At 69.3% G+C, this 19296-nt stretch carries 18 protein-coding genes; 8 read left to right on the top strand and 10 right to left on the bottom strand.

What is annotated here, in order from left to right; translation table 11 throughout:
• Positions 1 to 1002: an AraC family transcriptional regulator gene (locus PSPA7_RS26295; RefSeq protein WP_012077517.1), complete on the top strand. Its 1002-nt coding sequence runs from the start codon at positions 1 to 3 to the stop codon at positions 1000 to 1002.
• Between the two features lie 70 nt (positions 1003 to 1072).
• Here the strand turns inward: PSPA7_RS26295 and PSPA7_RS26290 are convergent, their stop codons facing one another.
• Positions 1073 to 2428: a 3-oxoacyl-ACP reductase gene (locus PSPA7_RS26290; RefSeq protein WP_012077516.1), complete on the bottom strand. Its 1356-nt coding sequence runs from the start codon at positions 2426 to 2428 to the stop codon at positions 1073 to 1075.
• A gap of 254 nt (positions 2429 to 2682) precedes the next feature.
• On the opposite strand from PSPA7_RS26290, the gene PSPA7_RS26285 reads away from it, so the two are divergent.
• Positions 2683 to 3960, top strand: coding sequence for an acetyl-CoA C-acetyltransferase (locus tag PSPA7_RS26285; RefSeq protein WP_012077515.1), 1278 nt, complete (start codon positions 2683 to 2685; stop codon positions 3958 to 3960).
• Between the two features lie 340 nt (positions 3961 to 4300).
• Here the strand turns inward: PSPA7_RS26285 and PSPA7_RS26280 are convergent, their stop codons facing one another.
• Positions 4301 to 4768, bottom strand: coding sequence for an Lrp/AsnC family transcriptional regulator (locus PSPA7_RS26280; protein WP_003154292.1), 468 nt, complete (start codon positions 4766 to 4768; stop codon positions 4301 to 4303).
• A gap of 154 nt (positions 4769 to 4922) precedes the next feature.
• Between PSPA7_RS26280 and yedA the strand changes: the two genes are divergently transcribed.
• The 6 genes from yedA to PSPA7_RS26250 all read left to right on the top strand — a co-directional run bounded on the left by yedA (position 4923) and on the right by PSPA7_RS26250 (position 9940).
• A complete protein-coding gene (gene yedA, locus PSPA7_RS26275) occupies positions 4923 to 5813 on the top strand; it encodes a drug/metabolite exporter YedA (RefSeq protein WP_012077514.1) in 891 nt (296 codons plus the stop codon).
• Positions 5814 to 5845: 32 nt separating this feature from the next.
• Entirely contained in the window at positions 5846 to 6091 is a 246-nt protein-coding gene (locus tag PSPA7_RS26270; RefSeq protein WP_034082128.1) for a hypothetical protein, read from the top strand.
• A gap of 104 nt (positions 6092 to 6195) precedes the next feature.
• Positions 6196 to 7377, top strand: coding sequence for a cyclic di-GMP phosphodiesterase (locus tag PSPA7_RS26265; protein WP_012077512.1), 1182 nt, complete (start codon positions 6196 to 6198; stop codon positions 7375 to 7377).
• 123 nt (positions 7378 to 7500) lie between these two features.
• Positions 7501 to 8394 (top strand): PA4780 family RIO1-like protein kinase, encoded by an 894-nt coding sequence (locus PSPA7_RS26260; protein WP_012077511.1) that lies wholly within the window; start codon positions 7501 to 7503, stop codon positions 8392 to 8394.
• 89 nt (positions 8395 to 8483) lie between these two features.
• A complete protein-coding gene (locus tag PSPA7_RS26255) occupies positions 8484 to 9377 on the top strand; it encodes an EamA family transporter (protein WP_012077510.1) in 894 nt (297 codons plus the stop codon).
• Complete coding sequence (locus PSPA7_RS26250) at positions 9374 to 9940, top strand: nucleotidyltransferase family protein (protein ID WP_012077509.1); 567 nt, start codon at positions 9374 to 9376, stop codon at positions 9938 to 9940. Before PSPA7_RS26255 ends, PSPA7_RS26250 begins: the two co-directional genes overlap by 4 nt.
• Here the strand turns inward: PSPA7_RS26250 and cueR are convergent.
• The 8 genes from cueR to lldD all read right to left on the bottom strand — a co-directional run bounded on the left by cueR (position 9909) and on the right by lldD (position 19244).
• Positions 9909 to 10307: a Cu(I)-responsive transcriptional regulator gene (cueR, locus tag PSPA7_RS26245; protein ID WP_012077508.1), complete on the bottom strand. Its 399-nt coding sequence runs from the start codon at positions 10305 to 10307 to the stop codon at positions 9909 to 9911. The genes PSPA7_RS26250 and cueR overlap by 32 nt on opposite strands.
• Before the next feature lie 95 nt (positions 10308 to 10402).
• Positions 10403 to 11806 (bottom strand): two-component system sensor histidine kinase PmrB, encoded by a 1404-nt coding sequence (pmrB, locus tag PSPA7_RS26240; RefSeq protein ID WP_003156133.1) that lies wholly within the window; start codon positions 11804 to 11806, stop codon positions 10403 to 10405.
• A 23-nt stretch (positions 11807 to 11829) separates the two neighbouring features.
• The gene (gene pmrA, locus PSPA7_RS26235) at positions 11830 to 12495 is read right to left on the bottom strand and encodes a two-component system response regulator PrmA (RefSeq protein WP_003156131.1); all 666 of its coding nucleotides are present in this window, start codon (positions 12493 to 12495) and stop codon (positions 11830 to 11832) included.
• 18 nt (positions 12496 to 12513) lie between these two features.
• The gene (locus tag PSPA7_RS26230; protein WP_012077507.1) at positions 12514 to 13380 is read right to left on the bottom strand and encodes a hypothetical protein; all 867 of its coding nucleotides are present in this window, start codon (positions 13378 to 13380) and stop codon (positions 12514 to 12516) included.
• Between the two features lie 2 nt (positions 13381 to 13382).
• Positions 13383 to 14513 carry a fused MFS/spermidine synthase gene (locus tag PSPA7_RS26225; RefSeq protein WP_171941901.1) on the bottom strand — a complete coding sequence of 377 codons (1131 nt, stop codon included), beginning with the start codon at positions 14511 to 14513 and terminating at the stop codon, positions 13383 to 13385.
• The gene (gene speD, locus PSPA7_RS26220; protein ID WP_012077505.1) at positions 14510 to 14992 is read right to left on the bottom strand and encodes an adenosylmethionine decarboxylase; all 483 of its coding nucleotides are present in this window, start codon (positions 14990 to 14992) and stop codon (positions 14510 to 14512) included. The genes PSPA7_RS26225 and speD overlap by 4 nt, the downstream gene beginning before the upstream one ends.
• Positions 14993 to 15205: 213 nt before the next feature.
• Complete coding sequence (locus tag PSPA7_RS26215) at positions 15206 to 18031, bottom strand: FAD-binding and (Fe-S)-binding domain-containing protein (RefSeq protein WP_012077503.1); 2826 nt, start codon at positions 18029 to 18031, stop codon at positions 15206 to 15208.
• Positions 18032 to 18098: 67 nt separating this feature from the next.
• The gene (lldD, locus tag PSPA7_RS26210) at positions 18099 to 19244 is read right to left on the bottom strand and encodes an FMN-dependent L-lactate dehydrogenase LldD (RefSeq protein WP_012077502.1); all 1146 of its coding nucleotides are present in this window, start codon (positions 19242 to 19244) and stop codon (positions 18099 to 18101) included.
• Positions 19245 to 19296 lie beyond the last annotated feature (52 nt).

The raw sequence follows: 19296 nt of genomic DNA, 5'->3' as shown, positions 1-19296 counted from the left end.
ATGCGTGATCTGACCGACGATGTAGCGCTGATGCGCCCGGTGATCGACGCCCTGCGCGCCAGCGGCTGCGATCCGGACCGGGTCCTGGTCCGTGTCGGGCTGCCGCCGGGTGGCCTGCCGGCCGGCCGTTTCCCCCATTCCGCACAGAACCTGTTCTGGAAGGCCGCCGCCGAGGAGTGCGGCGAAGAGCATGTCGGCCTGCACCTGGCCGAGCACCTGCCGGCGTTCCACGGCCTGCTCCTGGAATACCTGTTCCTCTCCAGCGATACCTTCGGCGCCGGCCTGCGCCATTCCCTGCGCTATGTACGCCTGCTGTCCGACACCCTGCAGGCGCAACTGGAGGTGGAGGGCGAGCGCGCGGTGCTGTCGCTGGGCGAATCGCCGGCGATCAACCGGCACTTCCCGGAAATGCTCGCCGGCGCGGTGATCCGCCTGTTCGGTGCGCTCACCGAGGGCGAGTTCAGGCCGCTGGAAGTGCAACTGATGAACGAAACCGGCGCGCCGATGGAGCGCTACCGCGCGGTCTATGGCTGCCCGACGATCCTCGGCATGCCGCGCTACGCGCTGGTGTTCGACGCCGCGGTGCTGGACAAGCCCTCGCGCCATGCCGCCCCGGAACTGCTGCGCATGCACGAGTCGCTGGCGCGCCGGCAACTGGCCGAGGTCGAGCGCCTGGACCTGGTGCGCCAGGTTCGCGAACTGATCGGCGAACTGCTGGTGGACGGCGGCGCCACCCTGGAGCAGGTCGCCGCCCGCCTCGGCATGCCGGCCCGACGTCTGCGCGAACGCCTGGCGATGGCCGGGGTGCGCTTCAACGATCTGGTTACCGACTACCGCTGCCGCCTGGCCAAGGAACTGCTGCTGAAGACCGACGAGCGCATCGAAGTGATCGTCGAACGCACCGGTTTTTCCGAGCCGAGCACCTTCTATCGCGCGTTCAAGCGCTGGGTCGGCGAGACGCCGGTGGAATTCCGCCGGCGCGGGCAACAGGGACGCGGCTAGGACCTGCCCGCAGGGGGCTGCCGGCGTTTTCCCGGTGCGGGAGGCCGTCGCCGTGGGCGACAGGGCCGCCTCAAGCCCCCAGCAGGCTCTGCCCGCATACCCTCAGCACCTGGCCGCTGACCGCGCCGGACGATGGCTGGGCGAACCAGGCCACCGTCTCGGCGACATCTTGCGGCAGGCCGCCCTGGCTCATGGAGTTCATTCGCCGGCCGGCCTCGCGGATGGTCAGCGGGATGGCGGCGGTCATCTGCGTCTCGATGAAGCCCGGCGCCACCGCATTGATGGTGATGCCGCGCTTGCCCAGGGCCGGCGCCCAGGCCTGGGCCAGGCCGATCAGGCCGGCCTTGCTCACCGCGTAGTTGCTCTGCCCGAGGTTGCCGGCGATGCCGCTGATGGAGGCCAGCAGCACCACCCGGCCGTTGTCGTGCAGCTTGCCGCCGTCGAGCAGAGCCTGGGTCAGCACCTGCGGGGCATTGAGGTTGACATCGATCACCGAATTCCAGAAGTCGCTGCTCATCTTCGCCAGGGTCTTGTCGCGGGTGATCCCGGCGTTGTGCACGACGATGTCTATGCCGTCGGGCAGCGCGTCCACCAGCTTCTGCCCGGCGTCGGCGGCGCAGATGTCGAGGGCCACGGCGCGGCCGCCGAGGCGCGCGGCGAGGCCTTCGAGGGCGTCCCTGGCCGGCGGCACATCGAGCAGCACCACTTCGGCGCCGTCGCGTGCCAGGGTTTCCGCGATGGCCGCACCGATGCCGCGGGCGGCGCCGGTGACCAACGCGCGCTGGCCGGCCAGTGGCTTGCTCCAGTCGTGGACCTGGGCGCTGTTGGCGGCGAGGCGGATCACCTGGCCGGAGACGTAGGCGCTCTTCGGCGAGAGGAAGAAGCGCAGCGCGCCTTCCAGTTGGTCCTCGGCGCCCTTGCCGACGTACAGCAGCTGCACGTTGCCGCCGCGGCGGATTTCCTTGCCCAGGGACCGGGTGAAACCTTCCAGGCTGCGTTGCACGCTGGCGGCGACCGGGTCCTTGAGGGATTCCGGGGCGCGTCCGAGGACCACCACTTTCGGGCACTTGTCGAGGCCCTTGAGCACCGGCTGGAAGAAGTCGCGCAGCGCTACCAGCTGCTCGAAGCGGGTCAGGCCGCTGGCGTCGAACAGCACCGCCTTGGCCCGCGGGCTGTGTTCGGCGGTCCAGCGCGGCAGGTCGAACTGCCCCTCGACGGCGGCGAATACCGCGTCGGTCAGCTTGCCGGCGAAGGGCAGCACGGCCTCGGCCAACGCGCCGTTCCCGCCGATCACCAGCGGGCCGTCCACCGGCCGCACCCGGCCGGCCTGCCAGCGCTCCAGGCGCAGCGGGGAGGGAAGGCCGACGGCGCCAACCAGGCGGCGGCCGACGGGGGAGTTGGCGAAGGCGATGTAACGATCGGTCATGGAACGAGCTCCCGGTGGAAAGGCTCCAAGGCTGAAGGTGGATTCCGCCGGCCAACGATGCCGAGGGAACGCGGGTAACAGTGTGGACAACTCTACGCAGCCACCTGTTCGCCGCAATTGACCGCGCTGACCGGGATAACGGCAGGGCGGCCAATGCGACGCGACCGGCTAAGGTTAGCCTGTGCGCCACTGACCGCTCAGTTAACGGGTCGAGCCTCGGCTCGGCGTAAACGATTCCAGCAAGGAGTTCTTCCATGACCCAGCTGCGCCGGGTCGCCATTGTCGGCGGCAACCGTATTCCCTTCGCCCGCTCGAACACCGTGTATGCCACGGCGAGCAACCAGGAGATGCTCACTTCCGCGCTGGAAGGTCTGGTGGAACGCTACAACCTGCACGGCGAGCGCCTTGGCGAGGTGGTGGCCGGCGCTGTGCTGAAGCACTCGCGCGACTTCAACCTGACCCGCGAATGCGTGCTCGGCTCGCGCCTGGCCCCGGAAACCCCGGCCTACGACATCCAGCAGGCCTGTGGCACCGGGCTGGAGGCGGCGATCCTGGTGGCCAACAAGATCGCTCTCGGGCAGATCGACAGCGGTATCGCCGGCGGCGTCGACACCACGTCCGACGCGCCGATCGGAGTCAACGAAGGGTTGCGCAAGATCCTTCTCGAGGCCAACCGTGGCAAGAGCAACCTGGACAAACTCAAGAGCCTGCTGAAGATCCGCCCGCGCCATGTGGTCCCGGCCATCCCGCGCAACGGCGAGCCGCGTACCGGGCTGTCGATGGGCGAATCCTGCGAACTGATGGCGCAGACCTGGCAGATCCCCCGCGACGAGCAGGACAGGCTGGCCTTCGAGAGCCACCACAAGCTGGCCGCGGCCTACGACGAAGGCTGGCAGAACGATCTGATGACGCCGTTCCGCGGCCTGACCCGCGACCAGAACCTGCGCCCGGATATCGACCTGGAGAAGATCGGCACCCTCAAGCCGGTGTTCGAGCGCGGCGCGCGTGGCACCCTCACGGCGGCCAATTCCACGCCGCTGACCGACGGCGCCTCGGTGGTGCTGCTGGCCAGCGAGGAGTGGGCGAAGGCGCGCGGCCTGCCGATCCTGGCCTACTTCAAGGATGGCGAGGCGGCGGCGGTGAACTTCGTCAACCGCGAGGAAGGCCTGCTGATGGCGCCGGTCTACGCGGTACCGCGGCTGCTGGCGCGCAACGGGCTGAGCCTGCAGGACTTCGACTACTACGAGATCCACGAGGCCTTTGCCGCCCAGGTGCTCTGCACCCTGAAGGCCTGGGAGGATGCCGAGTACTGCAAGACGCGCCTCGGCCTCGAGCAGCCGCTGGGCTCGATCGACCGCGGCAGGCTCAACGTCAAGGGCAGCTCGCTGGCCGCCGGCCACCCGTTCGCCGCCACCGGCGGGCGGATCGTTGCCAACCTGGCCAAGCTGCTTTCGACGGCTGAACAGGGGCGCGGGCTGATCTCCATCTGCGCGGCCGGTGGGCAGGGTGTGACCGCGATCATCGAACGGTAATCCAATAGGGCGAGCGGCGTTGTCGCTCGACGATGTAAGCAACTCCGTGACTTGGGCGGTGCCGTGCGAGCGGGACCGCCTTTTTTTGCCGGCGACCTACGGTTCGGGTTCGGATTGGCCGACGGCGGTGGAGACATCGGATTCGACGCCTGCACGAAAAAAGCTCTCGCTGAAGAGAGAGGGCGGCTCCGCTATCGGCCTGAAATGCCGCTGCGGCGGATAACGCCATTGGCGTTATTCGTAATTAGGAGGGAGGAGTCCATTTCATTGCCCTACGGTTCGGGGGGCGGTGATGAAGGTACCGTTCCCGGCGCCTGCCGGGACAACCCCGGCGAAGGGCTCACGCCGCGTATCCGCCATTCCCGTCCTGTCCCCGCAGGCTCGCCGGCTGGCGGTCGGCGAAGGGGGTGGAGAGGATCATCGAGGTCTTGCTGATGCCGAACTTCATCAGCCGGTCGATCAGGTCCTGCAGCTCCGGCATCGAGGCCACGGCGGCCTTCATCAGCACGCAGGCGTCGCCGGTGATCCGGTGGCAGAGGGTCAGCTGGGGAATCCGCGCCAGTTCGTCGAGCACCGACTGGCAATCCTTCTCGGTGATCCGCAGTTCGATCACGCACTCGATGGGCAGGCCGAGCTTGGCCAGGTTCACCGAGGCGTGGTAGCCGGTGATCACCCCTTCGGCCTCCAGCTTGGCGACCCGGTCGGCCACCGCCGGCGGCGACAGGTTGATGCGCCGGGCCAGTTCGGCGAAGGTCAGGCGGCCATTGTCGATCAGGGCGGCGAGGAGCGCGCGGTCATATTTGTCCATGGTGGATCCCGATTGTCGAATCGACGGAAAGCATGGCCGATTTCCGTGGAAAGAAAAGTGTTACGCCGCGATAACCAGCGGCTGTGCCTTAACCGCCGGGTAGCGGGCTCATAAAATGAGGTCTTACTCCTGCCTGTCCTGTCGAGTGTCCTCCATGCCAGCCCGCCGCATTCCGCTGTTGCTTCTCGGTGCGTTCTTCGCCCTGTATTTCATCTGGGGCTCCACCTACCTGGCGATCCGCTTCGGCGTCGAGTCCTGGCCGCCCATGCTGATGGCCGGGGTGCGCTTCGTCATCGCCGGCGGCCTGATGTTCGCCTGGCTGCGCTGGCGCGGCGCGCCGCTGCCGACCTGGCGCGAATGGCGTGGGGCGGGGATCGTCGGGATCCTCCTGCTCAGCTGTGGCAACGGCGGGGTGACGGTGGCCGAGCACTGGGGCGTGTCCTCCGGAGTGGCGGCCCTGGCGGTGGCCACGGTGCCGCTGTTCACCCTGCTGTTCAGCCAGCTCTTCGGCCAGCGCAATACCACCCTGGAGTGGGGCGGCATCGTCCTCGGGCTGTCCGGCATCGTCCTGCTCAACCTCGGCTCGAACCTCCAGGCCAGCCCCGCCGGCGCCGGCCTGATCCTGTTCGCCGCCGCTTCCTGGGCCTTCGGCTCGGTATGGAGCCGGCGCCTGTCGCTGCCGGCCGGGCCGATGGCCAGCGCCGCGGAAATGCTGGTCGGCGGCGCGGTGCTGCTGGTCGGCAGCCTGGCCAGCGGCGAGCGCATGGAGCACTGGCCGAGCACCAGCGGCTGGCTGGCGCTGGTGTACCTGATCCTGTTCGGCTCGATCATCGCCTTCAGCGCCTACCAGTACCTGCTGCGCAACGTGCGCCCGGCGGCCGCCACCAGCTACGCCTACGTCAACCCGGCGGTGGCGGTGCTGCTCGGTACCCTGTTCGCCGGCGAGCACATCGGTGGCATGGAAGCTCTGGCGATGGTGGTGATCATCAGCGCCGTGGTGCTCATCGGCCTGCCCCAGTGGCGCGCCAGCCGCGCCGCCGCCTGAATCCTTAAGCGATCCCTAAGCCGCGCTGCGCCATGCTGCGGCGCAGCGTCCGGACGGGCCGGGCAGACGGGGGTACGAAGATGAAAGCGCTGGTCATCGGTGTGGTCCTGGTGTTCCTTGGCGGTTGCGCCAGTCACGTGAGTCCTGGCGGCAAGGCCATCGAGTCGCCGATCAAGGAGTACTTCGGCCAGGACCCGCTCGAACGCCGCGCCTTCGGCGAGACGGAGAGCGGCGCCGAGCCTGAGGATTCGCTGCTGCGGTTCCGCCTGACGCCCTGAACGGTCGCCTGGCATGCCTGGCCGGGCGTGCAGAAGTTTCCATCAGCGTCTTCAATACGGAGTGACGGCCGCCGGGCGGCCGCGTCGCGAAGGTCGGAGGGGCGATGGAAAGCATGCTGGACAGGTCCGAGCAGGAGCTCGTGCTGGTGGTGGACGACACCCCCGACAACCTGCTGCTGATGCGCGAGCTGCTCGAGGAGCGCTACCGCGTGCGCACCGCCGACAGCGGCACGGCCGGGCTGCGCGCGGCGCGCGAGGAGCCGCGGCCGGACCTGATCCTGCTCGATGTGAGCATGCCGGGGATGGATGGCTACGAGGTCTGCCAGCGGCTCAAGGCCGATCCGCTGACCCGCGATATCCCGCTGATGTTCCTCACCGCCCGCGCCGAGCAGGCCGACGAGCAGCGCGGGCTGGCGCTGGGCGCGGTGGACTACCTGAGCAAGCCGGTGAGCCCGCCGATCGTCCTGGCGCGGGTTCGCACCCATCTGCAACTGAAGGCCACGGCCGACTTCCTCCGCGACAAGAGCGAATACCTGGAGCTGGAGGTGCGCCGCCGTACGCGCCAGTTGCAGCAGTTGCAGGACGTCACCATCGAGGCCCTGGCGACCCTCGGCGATCTCCGCGACAATCCGCGCAGCCGCCACCTGCCGCGCATCGAGCGCTACGTCCGGCTGCTCGCCGAGCGGCTGGCGACGCAGGCGGCGTTCGCCGACGCGCTGACCCCTGAGGCCGTCGGACTGCTGAGCAAGTCGGCGCTGCTCCACGATATCGGCAAGGTCGCGGTGCCCGACCGGGTGCTGCTCAACCCAGGCCAGCTCGACGCCGCCGACACCGCCCTGCTGCAGGCCCACACCCGCGTCGGCCGCGACGCCCTGGCCGATGCCGAGCGCCGGCTCGGCCAACCTTCCGGGTTCCTCCGTTTCGCCAGGCAGATCGCCTACAGCCACCACGAGCGCTGGGACGGCCGAGGCTTCCCGGAAGGCCTGGCCGGAGAACGGATTCCCCTGGCGGCGCGGATCGTCGCCATCGCCGATCGCTATGACGAACTGACCAGCCGGCACGCCTACCGCACGCCGCTGGCGCATGCCGAGGCGGTGCTGCTGATCCAGGCCGGCGCCGGCAGCGAATTCGACCCGCGCCTGGTGAAGGCCTTCGTCGCCGTTGCCGACGCCTTCGCCGAGGTCGCCCGGCGCTACGCCGACAGCGCCGAGGCGCTGGACGTGGAGGTGCAGCGGCTGGAGCAGGTGGCGGAAAGCATCGAGATCACCGCGCCGCCGCCGGCCTGAGTGCGCCGACCCGTGCGCAGTCCGGCGGAAAGCCGCTGCGCCCGGCTGTGCTCGGCACGGCGTTTGCCGTATAACGTCAGACCCCTTGCCTTCCATCCTGCCCCGAGGAACCGCGTAGCACCGATGAAGACACCCAGACGCCTGGAACCGCTGGTCGAAGACGGCCTGATCGATGAGGTCCTGCGCCCGCTGATGAGCGGCAAGGAGGCCTCGGTCTACGTGGTGCGCTGCGGCGACAGCCTGCGCTGCGCCAAGGTCTACAAGGAGGCCAGCAAGCGCAGCTTCCGCCAGGCCGCCGAGTACCAGGAGGGCCGCAAGGTGCGCAACAGCCGCCAGGCGCGGGCCATGGCCAAGGGCTCGAAATATGGCCGCCGCGAGCAGGAAGAGGCCTGGCAGAACGCCGAGGTGGCGGCGCTGTTCCGCCTCGCCGGAGCCGGCGTGCGGGTGCCGAAGCCCTATGACTTCCTCGACGGCGTGCTGCTGATGGAGCTGGTGACGGATGCCGAGGGTGACGCCGCGCCGCGTCTCAACGACGTGACGCTGGACGCCGACGAGGCGCGTCGCCACCACGCCTTCCTGATCCGCCAGATCGTCGCCATGCTCTGCGCCGGCCTGGTGCACGGCGACCTCTCCGAGTTCAATGTGCTGCTGGGGCCCGACGGTCCGGTGATCATCGACCTGCCGCAGGCGGTCGACGCGGCTGGCAACAACCATGCGTTCAGCATGCTCGAACGCGATGTCGGCAACATGGCCGCCTACTTCGGCCGCTTCGCCCCGGAACTCAGGCAGACCCGCTACGCCAGGGAAATGTGGGCGCTCTACGAAGCCGGCAGGCTGACGCCGGAAACCCCGCTCAGCGGTACCTTCGTCGAAGCGGAGGAGGCCGCCGACGTGCGCGCGGTGCTCCGCGAGATCGAGGCCGCGCAACGCGAGGAGGCGCGCCGCCAGGCCCAGCGCCAGGCCGAGGACGAGCCGCGCGGCAACCGCGAGGAGCCGCCGCCGCCCTGGTTGCAGTGAATGGCTGGCGGGCGTTTTTCCCCGCCATCTGTACCGCGACCGCCGCCGCCGCACCTGCTAGCGTGGGCCGAGTTTTTCCGGAGCCTCCCATGCCCGTCGCGCATATCCTGCTGGCCCTGCTGGTCACCCTGATCTGGGGCCTGAACTTCGTCGTGATCAAGGTCGGTCTCGGCGACTTCCCGCCGCTGCTGTTCTGCGCCCTGCGCTTCGCCCTGGCGGCGCTGCCGCTGCTGTTCCTGCGCGGCCCGCTGCCGGCTCCGCCGGGCCGCATCCTGCTGATCGGCGTGCTCCTCGGGGTGGTCAAGTTCGGCCTGCTGTTCGTCGGCATGGCCCAGGGCATGCCGGCCGGGCTGTCCTCGCTGGTGCTGCAGAGCCAGGTGTTCTTCACCATCCTCATCGCCGCCCTGTGGCTGGGCGAGCGACCTTCGCCGCGCGGCCTGTTCGGCCTGCTGCTGGCGGCGGCCGGGCTGCTCCTGATCGGCCTGGAGCGGCCGCTGGGCGACAGCCTGCTGGCGTTCCTGCTGGTGATCGCGGCGGCGCTGGCCTGGTCCTTCGCCAACATCGCCACCAAGCGCTCCGGGGCCACCGACATGCTGCGCCTGATCTGCTGGGTCAGCCTGGTCCCGCCGCTGCCGCTGCTGGCGCTTTCCTATGTGTTCGAAGGTCCCCGGGCCATCGAGCAGGCCGTGCTGCACATGAGCTGGGGCGGCTTCGGCGCGCTGCTCTACATCGCCTTCGGCGCGACCACGGTGGGCTTCGCCATCTGGAGTTTCCTCCTGCGCCACTACCCGGCCAGCCTGGTCACGCCATTCGCCCTCGCGGTGCCGGTGTCGGGCCTGCTCGCCGGCTGGCTGCTGCTCGGCGAACGCCTGGACCCCGACAGCCTGCTGGCCTGCGCGCTGGTGTTCGCCGGCCTGGCCATCGCCCTGCTGCCGGCCGGCGTCCTGCGGCGTTTCGCCTGGCCGGCGCGGCGCACGGGATGACCTCGGCGCAGGAGATCCTCGCACTGGTCGCCGCCGATGCCTGGCGCATGGGCCTGCTGCGCGCGCTGCGCGAGGTCGGGCCGGAGGATGCCTGGATCGGCGCCGGCTTCGTGCGCAACGCGGTGTGGGACCGCCTGCACGGCTACCGCGAGGCAACGCCGCTGGCGGACATCGACGTGCTGTATTTCGCCGCCGACGAGCTCGATCCACGGGCCGACGTGGCCTTCGAGGCTGCTTTGCGGCGTCGCCGCGCAGCACCCTGGTCGGTTAAGAATCAGGCGCGCATGCATTTGCGCAACGGCGACCGGCCCTACCGCGATTGCGCCGACGCGCTGTGCCACTGGCCGGAGGCGTGCACGGCGGTGGCGCTGCGCCTGGCCGGCGAGCGCCTGGAACTGCTGGCGCCGCTGGGCGTCGACGATCTGCTGGCGCTGCGGGTGCGGCCGACGGCGCATTTCGCCGGTAAGCCGGAACTCTATCGGCAGCGCCTGCGGGAGAAAGACTGGACGGCGCGCTGGCCGCTGTTGCGGATCAGTGGCAGCAGCCTGACTCCAGGTCCCTGAGGATCGGGCAGTCGGGACGGTGGTCGCCCTGGCAGTGTTCGACCAGGTCCTTGAGGGTGTCGCGCAGGGTGCTGAGCTCCTCGATCTTGCGGTTCAGCTCGCGCACATGCTGGGCGGCCAGGGCCTTGACGTCGGCGCTGGCGCGCTGGCGGTCCTGCCAGAGGGTCAGCAGCCTGCCGACTTCGTCGAGGGAAAAGCCGAGGTCCCGCGAGCGGCGGATGAACGCCAGGGTGTGCAGGTCGTTGTCGTTGTAGTGGCGATAGCCGCTGGCGCTGCGGCCGGCCGGCTTGAGCAGTTCGATCGATTCGTAGTAGCGGATCATCTTCGGCGTCAGACCGCTTTTCTTCGCCGCTTCACCGATGTTCATCGGAATCTCCTGGGAGGTTGCGAAGCCGTTAGCCTATCCCTTTCGCGGCGGCGGCGCAGGCTATCAGATATGCGCAGGTGCGCGGCGCGCCAAGCTCAGCTGGGCGTCCGCGATGTCTCCGGCCGGGTCTTGGGCAGGAACACCTGGACTTCCAGCCCGTGGCCGTCGAGCCCCTTGCCGAGGCCGATGCTGCCGAAATGCAGTTCGACGATACGCTTGACGATCGGCAGGCCAAGGCCGCTGCCTTCGCCGCTGCTGGTGCTGGGGCTGCGGTAGAAGCGGGTGAAGATCGCCTGCTGTTCTTCCTGCGCTACGCCGGGGCCGTTGTCGCACACGCGCAGCACGGCATGCTGGGCGCGGTTCTCGACACGTATCTCGACCTGGCCGCCGGCCGGGGTGTAGCGCAGGGCGTTGCCCACCAGGTTGCCGACCATCGCCCGCAGCCATAGGTCGATGCCCATCACGTACACGGCCTCCTGGTGCAGCGACAGCTCGATGTCCTTGTCGATGGCCTGGGGCGCCAGTTCCGAGAGCACGTCCTCGGCCAGGGTGGCCAGGTTGATCGGATGGAACTGTTCGAGCAGGGCGTCGCCGTCGAGGCGCGCGAGCAGGAGGATCTGTTCCATCAGGGTGCTGATCCGCTCGACGCTGCGGCTCACCTGCAGCAGGCCGCGGGCATGCGCCTTGGGGTCCGCCGAGCGCAGCGCGACCTGGGCGTGGGTACGCAGGCTGGCCAGCGGCGTGCGGATCTCATGGGCGGCATCGCTGGTCAGCCGGCGCTCGGCCTCGAGGGCGGCGCGCAGGCGTTCCAGCAGCAGGTTGAGCTCGGTGATCAGGCCATGGATTTCCAGCGGCGCCTGGTCCAGGGCGATGGGTTGCAGGTGCCGCGCGGAACGCTGCTGGACTTCCGCCTGCACCTCGCGCAGCGGCGCCAGGCCGCGGGCGACGCCGAACCAGACCAGCCCGCCGAGCAGCGGCAGGGCCAGCAGCAGGGGGAACAGCGAGTAGAACAGCAGCAGGTTCATGGTGTGCTGGCGGTAGATCAGGTTCTCGCTGATCCAGATCTGGAAGCCGTCGATGTTCAGTTGCAGCACCCGCCAGCTGGTGCCTTGGGCCTCGACGGTGCTGAAGCCGGGGCCCTGGGCGGTGATCTCCGGCGGCAGGTTTAGGCTCGCCAGCAAAGGCTGGCCGTCGCGCCACAGGGCATAGCCGAGGGCGCTTTCGCGGCGCAGCAGGGGCAGGCCCTGGATCGCTTCGCGGCTGCGCTCGATGATCTGGTTGATCGAGCCGTCCTCGCCGGCCTGGTCTTCGCTGGCGAGGTCGAGCAGGCGCAGGGCTGCTTCGCCGAAGTCCACCATGTCGTCGTCGAACAGGCGGTTCACCTGTTTCAGCGAGACGTGGTAGGTCAGCGCCGCCACGCTCAGCCAGCAGAGCACGAAGCCGACCAGCAGGTTGACCAGCAGGCGCCTGCGGACGGAGGGAACGGCGGCACGGGACATCGGGACGACTCCGGTGGGCGGTTTCAGGAGGCCGGCTGGTCGATGCCGTAGCCGATGCCACGGACGGTGCGGATCAACTGGTTGCCGAGCTTGCGCCGCAGGTGGTGGACATGGACCTCGATGGCGTTGCTCTCGACGTCGCCGCTCCAGCCATAGAGGCTCTGCTCCAGCTGGTTGCGCGAGAGTACCTTGCCGCTGTTCTCCAGCAGCAGGCGCAGCAGCGCGTATTCGCGCGGCGCCAGCTCCACCGCCTGGCCGGCGAGGGTCACCTGGTGCGTCGCCGGGTCCAGGCGCAGCGCGCCGTGCACCAGTTGCGGCAGGGCGCGACCGGTGGTGCGGCGGGTCAGGGCGCGGACCCGCGCCTGCAGTTCGTCGAGGTCGAAGGGCTTGGTCAGGTAGTCGTCGGCTCCGCTGTCGAGGCCGGCGACGCGGTCGGCCACCTTGTCCCGTGCGGTGAGCAGCAACACCGGGGTGAGCTGGCCCTGGTGGCGCAGGTTGCGCAGGATGTCCAGGCCGCTGCGACGCGGCAGGCCGATGTCGAGCACCAGCAGGTCGAACTCGTCGGTGACCAGGGCGTTCTCCGCGGCCACGCCGTCGGTCACCCACTCCACGGTATCGCCTTCCAGGCGCAGCCCGGCGCGGATGCCGTCGCCGAGCAGCAGGTCGTCCTCGGCCAGCAGTATTCTCATCGCAGACCTCTTCAATCGCTAATCCAGGAATTCCCACAGGCTCAGGGCGGCCTCCAGCAGGAGGAGGGCGACGATCAGCCATTCGACCCGCAACTCGCCACGGAAGTAACGGTATTCGCCGAGGCGGTCGGTGGCCAGTTCGTACAGGTCCTGCAGCACTTCGATGCGGTCGTCGAGGGTCGCCAGCCGATCATGGACCTCGGCCTGCAGGGCCAGCTCGTTGTACAGCCGGCGCACCGCGCCGTCGAGGTGCGCGGGGGCTTTCTCCAGGTGCGACTCCAGGCGGGTGTAGCCCATGCGCCAGAGTGTAGTGCGTCGCACCTGTTCGTTCACGTGGGCCTGGCGCGACAGGTGGCCGGCGCGGGGCAGCTGGGTCAGTTCGATGTCGGCCTGGGCCGGTTCCCAGGCCGCCGCGGTCTCGTCCTCGAGCCGGCGCAGGCGGCTTTCGTACCAGGCGAAGGCGACCAGCCCGTCGAGCAGCTCCCGGCACCGCTCGGGGTTGCCGATGATCAGCGCGCGACCGGGGCGCCACAGCACCCGCTCGCCGAACGACGGCGCCTCCAGGGTCGGCTGGCGGTCGCCCTCGGCGGCGGCCATCCAGGCTTCCAGGCGCTGGCGCCAGGCATGTCCGGTCTGCAGGCCGGCGCTGGCGAAGACCACCAGCAGTTCGTCGTCGCCGGCGGTCGCCGGCAATTCATCGTTTTCCGCCAGCTCACTGCGCTGCGCCAGCAGCGCCAGAGCCGGCTGCGGGTCGTACAGGCGGGCCAGCAGTGGCAGGCCGCCACTGTCGGTGCCGGGGCTGAAGCGCACCCGGTGCAGCAGGCAGGGCGCGGCGGGCGCGGCGGGCGGGGCCAGCGGGACGCTGGCCAGGGGGGCGGCGGGCATCCTCAGGTCCTCGCCAGGGCCGGCAGTTGCGCCGGGCCGAATTCGATCTCTTCGATGTCCGGCGGTGCGACGAAGGGCACGCCATCCTCCAGGACCGGCCCCGGCTGGGCGAGCAGGAAGCGGGTTTCGCGGTCCATCACGAAGCAGGCCTTGAGGTAGTCGCCGTCGAGGTGGTCGAGCCACTGCGGGCCGAGCTTGCGTTCGATGCGCCGGTCGATGTCCTCGGCCGGCCAGTGGTTCGGCTCGAGCCAGTCGGAGGCCAGCAGGAAGCCCCAGGACGAGAGGAACGAAGGCACCGTGGCGCGGTAGCTGTGGACCTGGGCGAAGACGCTGCGCAGGGTGCGGGCGAGAGCGGCGTGGGGCTTGTCGTCGCTGTGGGAGAACTCCAGGCCCTGCACCGCGATCACTCCGCCCGGACGCAGGCGCGCGTGCAGCAATTCGTAGAACTGGCGGGTGTAGAGGGCCTGGGCCGGACCGTTGTCGAGCATGTCGACGACGTCGATGATGACCACGTCGAAGAGCGACGGGTCGCGTTCGAGATAGGCGCGGCCGTCCTCGGCCAGCAGTTCGCAGCGCGGGTCGTCGAAGGCGCCCTGGTGCCACTGGAACAGGTGTTCGCGGCACAGTTCCACCAGTTCCTGGTCGAGATCGACCATCACCGCCCGCCGTACGCTGGCATGGGCCAGTACCTCGCGCAGGGTGGCGCCCTCGCCGCCGCCGATGATCAGCACGTCGCGCGGTTCGTCGTGGGCGAGCATGGCCGGCTGCACCAGCAGCTCGTGATACAGCGACTCGTCGCTCTCGGCGCTCTGGATAGCGCCGTCGAGCATCAGCACGCGGTCGTAGTTGTAGGTGTCGGCGATCAGCACGTTCTGCCAGCGCGTGCGGCCCTGGTAGAGCACCCGGCGCAGGCGGTAGACGTACTGGTCGAAGGGATCGCTGTCCTCGACCGCGGTGATCGCGCCGTCGCCTTCCAGCAACGGGTCCGGCGGATAGAAGTAGAAGTGGTTCGGCGGCAGCGGCGGCAGTGTCGCGGCGACCTCCGCCGGCACCAGGCCGGTGAGGTCGACGGCGTAGCGGGCCTGGCTCAGGTCGGGAGTCAGCGGGGCGCGTTCGATCGGCGTGTCCATCATGCCACCCCCGTGCCCTGGCCCAGCGCCCAGCGCAGGGTAGGGCTGTCTCCGTCGACCGGGGCATTGCCGGCCAGGCTCCGGCTGAGCAGGCCCAGGCGGTGGCCGCCGAGGCCGCGGTCCATGCTCGAGATCAGGTGCCGCTGGCTGCCCAGGCGCTCGCTGAGCACGCGCACGGCCTGGGCGCCGTCGAGCACGTCGCCGCAGGTGAATACGTCGACCGCGGCGTAGCCGTATTCCGGCCAGGTGTGGATGGCCAGGTGCGACTCGGCGATCACTACCACGCCGGAGATGCCGATCGGGCTGAACTTGTGGAAGGCCGAGGTGATGATGGTGGCGTTGGCCTGGCGGGCCGCCTCGAGCATGCTTTCCTCGATCCACTGGATATCGTCGAAGCGCGTGTCGACGCAGTCGAACAGCTCGATGACCAGTTGCTTGCCGAGCACGGTGATCGGGTCGAGTCGCAACGGTTGAATTGCCATGAAGGCCTCCTGCTTCCGTTTCGGCGAGGGTTGTCCTCGCGCTGGAAGGCACGATAGGCGCGGCTGACTTAAGGGGTGCTTAACGACGGATTTTTTGCCCGGCCCGGTCGAGCGACGCCGGAGCACCCATTTCGCCTGACGTAGGGCGAATAGCGCCAGCGGCGCTATCCGCCGCCTTTGCGGGGCATGGCCCGGCGAATGACCGCGAAGCGGTCATTCGCTCTGCCGAGGCGTGCCCTTCGCCCGGGTCACCCGGTCCACCAGGTAGACCACCCCGCGGTAGTCGATCCCGCCGTGCTGGCTCAGGCCGATCTCGCAGGTACGGCTGGTGGAGACGCCTTCTTCGCAATGCTGCACGGCGTCCTTCAGGCTGCGCAGGGAGTGGGCGTTCAGCTCCGGAGTGGTGAAACCCTTGTCGCCGGCGAAGCCGCAGCAGTGGATGCCTTCCGGAACCACCACCTCGCGGGTGCAGCGACCGACCAGGTCGATCAGCGCCTGGCTCTCGCCCAGGTGCTGGGTGCTGCAGGTGACGTGCACCGCCACCGGCGCCTCCTGTGGGACGAATTCCAGGCGTTCGAGCAGGTGGGTACGGATGAACTTCACCGGATCGTGGATCCGCAGCCGTGGGTCGTCCAGGCCCTGGATCAGGCGCAGGGTGCAGGGGCTGGTGTCGCAATAGATCGGATCGAGGCCACCGCGGCTGGCCTGGAGCAGGGCGGCGAGCAATTCGTCGCGCTTGTCGTCGGCCTGTTTCGCATAGCCCTTGGAGGCGAATGGCTGGCCGCAGCAGAGGTTGTCCAGGTTGTCCGGGAACACCACCTGGTAGCCGGCCTTTTCCAGCAGGCGACAGGTCTTGTCCAGCAGCGGCTTGCGCTCTTCGTCGCCGGAGGCCGGACCCATGGCGCGCGAGACGCAGGCGGCGAGATAGACCACCCGTGGCCGCCCGTCGTCGAGCGGGGCAGGCGGCGCTGCCAGGCGTACCGGCTGCGGCAGCGCCGGCGTCCATTGCGGCACGCGGCCGCCGCTGGCCTGGCTGAGGCCGCGGCTGGCCCTGGCCAGCAGGGGCGCGCCAAGCAGGCGCCGGGCGCCGTCGGCGGCGAGCAGGGCGAAGCGCGCACCGCGCATGGCGCCGGCAAAGTTGCGCGCCAGCCAGGTGGCGCCACCGCCGTGGCGGGCGTCGGCGCCGCGCAGCTTGCGGATCAGCTCGCCGGTGTTGATGTTCACCGGGCAGCGCTGGGCGCAGAGGCCGGTGGCGGCGCAGGTGTCGATGCCCTGGTAGCGGTAGTCGCGCTCCAGCGCCGTGGTATCGACACCGGCGCGTTTCTTCGCCTGGATGTCGCGCCAGATGACGATGCGCTGGCGCGGCGTGAGGGTCAGTCCGCGCGAGGGGCAGACCGGTTCGCAGAAGCCGCACTCGATGCACTTGTCGACGATCTCGTCGGCGGCCGGCAGCGGCTTGAGGTTCTTCAGGTGACTCTGCGGATCGTCGCTGAGGATCACTCCCGGGTTGAGGATGCCGCGCGGGTCGAGCAGGCGCTTGAGCTGCCACATCAACCGGTAGGCGTCCTGGCCCCATTCCAGTTCGACGAAGGGCGCCATGTTGCGCCCGGTACCATGCTCGGCCTTCAGCGAGCCGCCGTACTCCACCGCCACCAGGTGCGCCACATCGTCCATGAACGCCGAGTAGCGGGCGATCTGCTCGGGCGAGTCGAAGCCCTGGGTGAAGACGAAGTGCAGGTTGCCCTCCAGCGCGTGGCCGAAGAGGATCGCCTCGTCGTAGCGATGCTTGTCGAACAGCGCGATCAGGCGGTTGACCCCTTCGGCCAGTTGCTCGACCGGGAAGGTGACGTCCTCGATGATCACCGTGGTGCCGGTCTCGCGTACCGCGCCGACAGCCGGGAAGGTGTCCTTGCGGATGCGCCAGAGCTGGTTGTAGACCGCCGGGTCCTCGCTGAAATCGACCTGCTTCTCCAGCGGATATTCGGCGATGGAGGCCATGATCCGTCCGAGCTGTTCGCGCAGCAGCGTGCCGCTCGCCGCGCGGGACTCGACGAGCAGGGCGCAGGCGCTGGCGGACAGGTCCTTCACCCATTCCGGCATGCCCTGCATGTTCTCCACCGAGCGCAGGCTGCGCCGATCGAGCAGTTCCACCGCCGAGACCGGCTGCTGCCTGAGCACGCCGACCGCGGTGCAACAGCTTTCCACCGTGGGGAACACCAGCAGCGCCGAGGCCTTGTGCGGATGCTCCGGGACGGTGTCGTAGGTCACCGCGCTGATGAAGCCGAGGGTGCCTTCGGAGCCGACCATCAGGTGGGTGAGGATGTCCAGCGGCTCGTCGTAGTCGACCAGCGCATTCAGCGACAGGCCGGTGGTGTTCTTCAGCCGGTACTTGTGGCGGATCCTGGCGGCCAGCTCGGTGTTGGCGCGGGTCTCGCGGCCGAGTTCGGCGAGCCGTTCCAGCAGCTCGCCGTGGCTGGCGCGGAAGGCCGCGACGCTGGCCGGGTCCTCGCTGTCCAGGCGGGTGCCATCAGCCAGCAGCAGGCGCAGGCCGGCGAGGGTGTGATAGCTGTTCTGCGCGGTGCCGCAGCACATGCCGCTGGCGTTGTTGGCGACGATGCCGCCGATCTTGCAGGCGTTGATCGAGGCCGGGTCGGGACCGATCTTGCGGCCGAACGGCGCCAGCCAGGCATTCGCCTGGGCGCCGATGACACCCGGCTGCAGGCGTATCTGCGCGCCGTCGGCGCGGATTTCCCGGCCATTCCAGTTGTCGCCGAGGACGAGCAGCACCGAGTCGCTGATGGCCTGGCCAGAGAGGCTGGTGCCGGCGGCGCGGAAGGTCACCGGGACCTGCTCGCGGCAGGCGGCGGAGAGGATCGCGGCGACCTCGTCCTCGCTTTCGACGCGCAGCACCAGCTTGGGAATCAACCGGTAGAAGCTGGCATCGGTACCGAAGGCCAGGGTCGACAGCGGGTCGTCGAAGCGGCGTTCGCGCGGTATCAACCGCTCGACGGTCTCGAGAAAGGGAATCGGCAGGCTCATCGGCTTTCCTCGGCCCTGGGGCGACGGTCACGCCCCGGGCGCTTTCAGGCTTTTTCTGACGGGCGTCTCAGGCGCCCAGTTCGCGGACCAGAGAGTCGGCGCTGATCTCGCCGATCGACTTGGCCCCGGTGAGGACCATGGCCACGCGCATTTCCTTTTCGATCAGCTCGAGCAGGTTGCGCACCCCGGCCTCGCCGGCGGCGGCCAGGGCATAGACGAAGGCGCGGCCGAGCAGCACGCTGTCGGCGCCGAGGGCGATCATCCGCACCACGTCGAGACCGGTGCGGATGCCGGAGTCGGCGAGGATCGCCAGCTCGCCCTTCACCGCGTCGGCGATCGCCGGCAGCGCGCGGGCGCTGGAGAGCACGCCGTCGAGCTGGCGGCCACCGTGGTTGGAGACGACGATGCCGTCGGCGCCGAACTTCACCGCGTCCTTCGCGTCCTCGGGATCGAGGATGCCCTTGATCACCATCGGCCCGTTCCAGAATTCACGGATCCACTCCAGGTCTTTCCAGGAAATCGACGGGTCGAAGTTGGCGCCCAGCCAGCCGATGTAGTCCTCCAGGCCGGTCGGGTTGCCGCGGTAGGTGGAGATGTTGCCGAGGTCGTGGGGCTTGCCCAGCAGGCCGACATCCCAGGCCCAGGCGGGGTGGGTCATGGCCTGGAGGATGCGGCGCGGGGCGGCGTAGGGGCCGCTCATGCCCGAATGGGCGTCGCGGTAGCGGGCGCCGGGGACCGGCATGTCGACGGTGAACACCAGGGTGGTGACGCCGGCGGCCTTGGCCCGCTCCAGGGCGTTGCGCATGAAGCCGCGGTCCTTGAGCACGTAGAGCTGGAACCACATCGGCCGGTCGATGGCCGGGGCGACTTCCTCGATCGGGCAGACCGACACCGTCGACAGGGTGAAGGGCACGCCCTTCGCCGCTGCCGCGCGCGCCGCCTGGACCTCGCCGCGGCGGGCGTACATGCCGGTGAGGCCGACCGGGGCGAGCGCCACCGGCATCGCCAGGGTCTCGTCGAACAGGCGGGTCTCCAGGCTCAGCTCGGACATGTTCTTCAACACCCGCTGGCGCAGGGCGATGGCCGACAGGTCCTCGACGTTGCGCCGCAGGGTGTATTCGGCGTAGGCGCCGCCGTCGATGTAGTGGAAGAGGAACGGCGGCAGCTTGCGTTGGGCGGCGGCGCGGTAGTCGGTAGAGGCGGAAATGATCATGTTTTTCGTACCGATGGGTGGTGGCTGCGGGCCTGGCTCGTCGCGGAGCGGG

Source organism: Pseudomonas paraeruginosa PA7 (assembly GCF_000017205.1).
GTDB lineage: Bacteria > Pseudomonadota > Gammaproteobacteria > Pseudomonadales > Pseudomonadaceae > Pseudomonas > Pseudomonas paraeruginosa.
This window is presented reverse-complemented; position numbering and strand designations above follow the sequence as displayed.

What these genes read in the sequence shown, in the direction of transcription:
- PSPA7_RS26295 (WP_012077517.1), top strand. Translation starts at nt 1, where the DNA reads ATGCGTGATCTGACCGACGATGTAGCGCTGATGCGCCCGGTGATCGAC.
- PSPA7_RS26290 (WP_012077516.1), bottom strand. Translation starts at nt 2,428, where the DNA reads ATGACCGATCGTTACATCGCCTTCGCCAACTCCCCCGTCGGCCGCCGC.
- PSPA7_RS26285 (WP_012077515.1), top strand. Translation starts at nt 2,683, where the DNA reads ATGACCCAGCTGCGCCGGGTCGCCATTGTCGGCGGCAACCGTATTCCC.
- PSPA7_RS26280 (WP_003154292.1), bottom strand. Translation starts at nt 4,768, where the DNA reads ATGGACAAATATGACCGCGCGCTCCTCGCCGCCCTGATCGACAATGGC.
- yedA (WP_012077514.1), top strand. Translation starts at nt 4,923, where the DNA reads ATGCCAGCCCGCCGCATTCCGCTGTTGCTTCTCGGTGCGTTCTTCGCC.
- PSPA7_RS26270 (WP_034082128.1), top strand. Translation starts at nt 5,846, where the DNA reads ATGCTGCGGCGCAGCGTCCGGACGGGCCGGGCAGACGGGGGTACGAAG.
- PSPA7_RS26265 (WP_012077512.1), top strand. Translation starts at nt 6,196, where the DNA reads ATGGAAAGCATGCTGGACAGGTCCGAGCAGGAGCTCGTGCTGGTGGTG.
- PSPA7_RS26260 (WP_012077511.1), top strand. Translation starts at nt 7,501, where the DNA reads ATGAAGACACCCAGACGCCTGGAACCGCTGGTCGAAGACGGCCTGATC.
- PSPA7_RS26255 (WP_012077510.1), top strand. Translation starts at nt 8,484, where the DNA reads ATGCCCGTCGCGCATATCCTGCTGGCCCTGCTGGTCACCCTGATCTGG.
- PSPA7_RS26250 (WP_012077509.1), top strand. Translation starts at nt 9,374, where the DNA reads ATGACCTCGGCGCAGGAGATCCTCGCACTGGTCGCCGCCGATGCCTGG.
- cueR (WP_012077508.1), bottom strand. Translation starts at nt 10,307, where the DNA reads ATGAACATCGGTGAAGCGGCGAAGAAAAGCGGTCTGACGCCGAAGATG.
- pmrB (WP_003156133.1), bottom strand. Translation starts at nt 11,806, where the DNA reads ATGTCCCGTGCCGCCGTTCCCTCCGTCCGCAGGCGCCTGCTGGTCAAC.
- pmrA (WP_003156131.1), bottom strand. Translation starts at nt 12,495, where the DNA reads ATGAGAATACTGCTGGCCGAGGACGACCTGCTGCTCGGCGACGGCATC.
- PSPA7_RS26230 (WP_012077507.1), bottom strand. Translation starts at nt 13,380, where the DNA reads ATGCCCGCCGCCCCCCTGGCCAGCGTCCCGCTGGCCCCGCCCGCCGCG.
- PSPA7_RS26225 (WP_171941901.1), bottom strand. Translation starts at nt 14,513, where the DNA reads ATGATGGACACGCCGATCGAACGCGCCCCGCTGACTCCCGACCTGAGC.
- speD (WP_012077505.1), bottom strand. Translation starts at nt 14,992, where the DNA reads ATGGCAATTCAACCGTTGCGACTCGACCCGATCACCGTGCTCGGCAAG.
- PSPA7_RS26215 (WP_012077503.1), bottom strand. Translation starts at nt 18,031, where the DNA reads ATGAGCCTGCCGATTCCCTTTCTCGAGACCGTCGAGCGGTTGATACCG.
- lldD (WP_012077502.1), bottom strand. Translation starts at nt 19,244, where the DNA reads ATGATCATTTCCGCCTCTACCGACTACCGCGCCGCCGCCCAACGCAAG.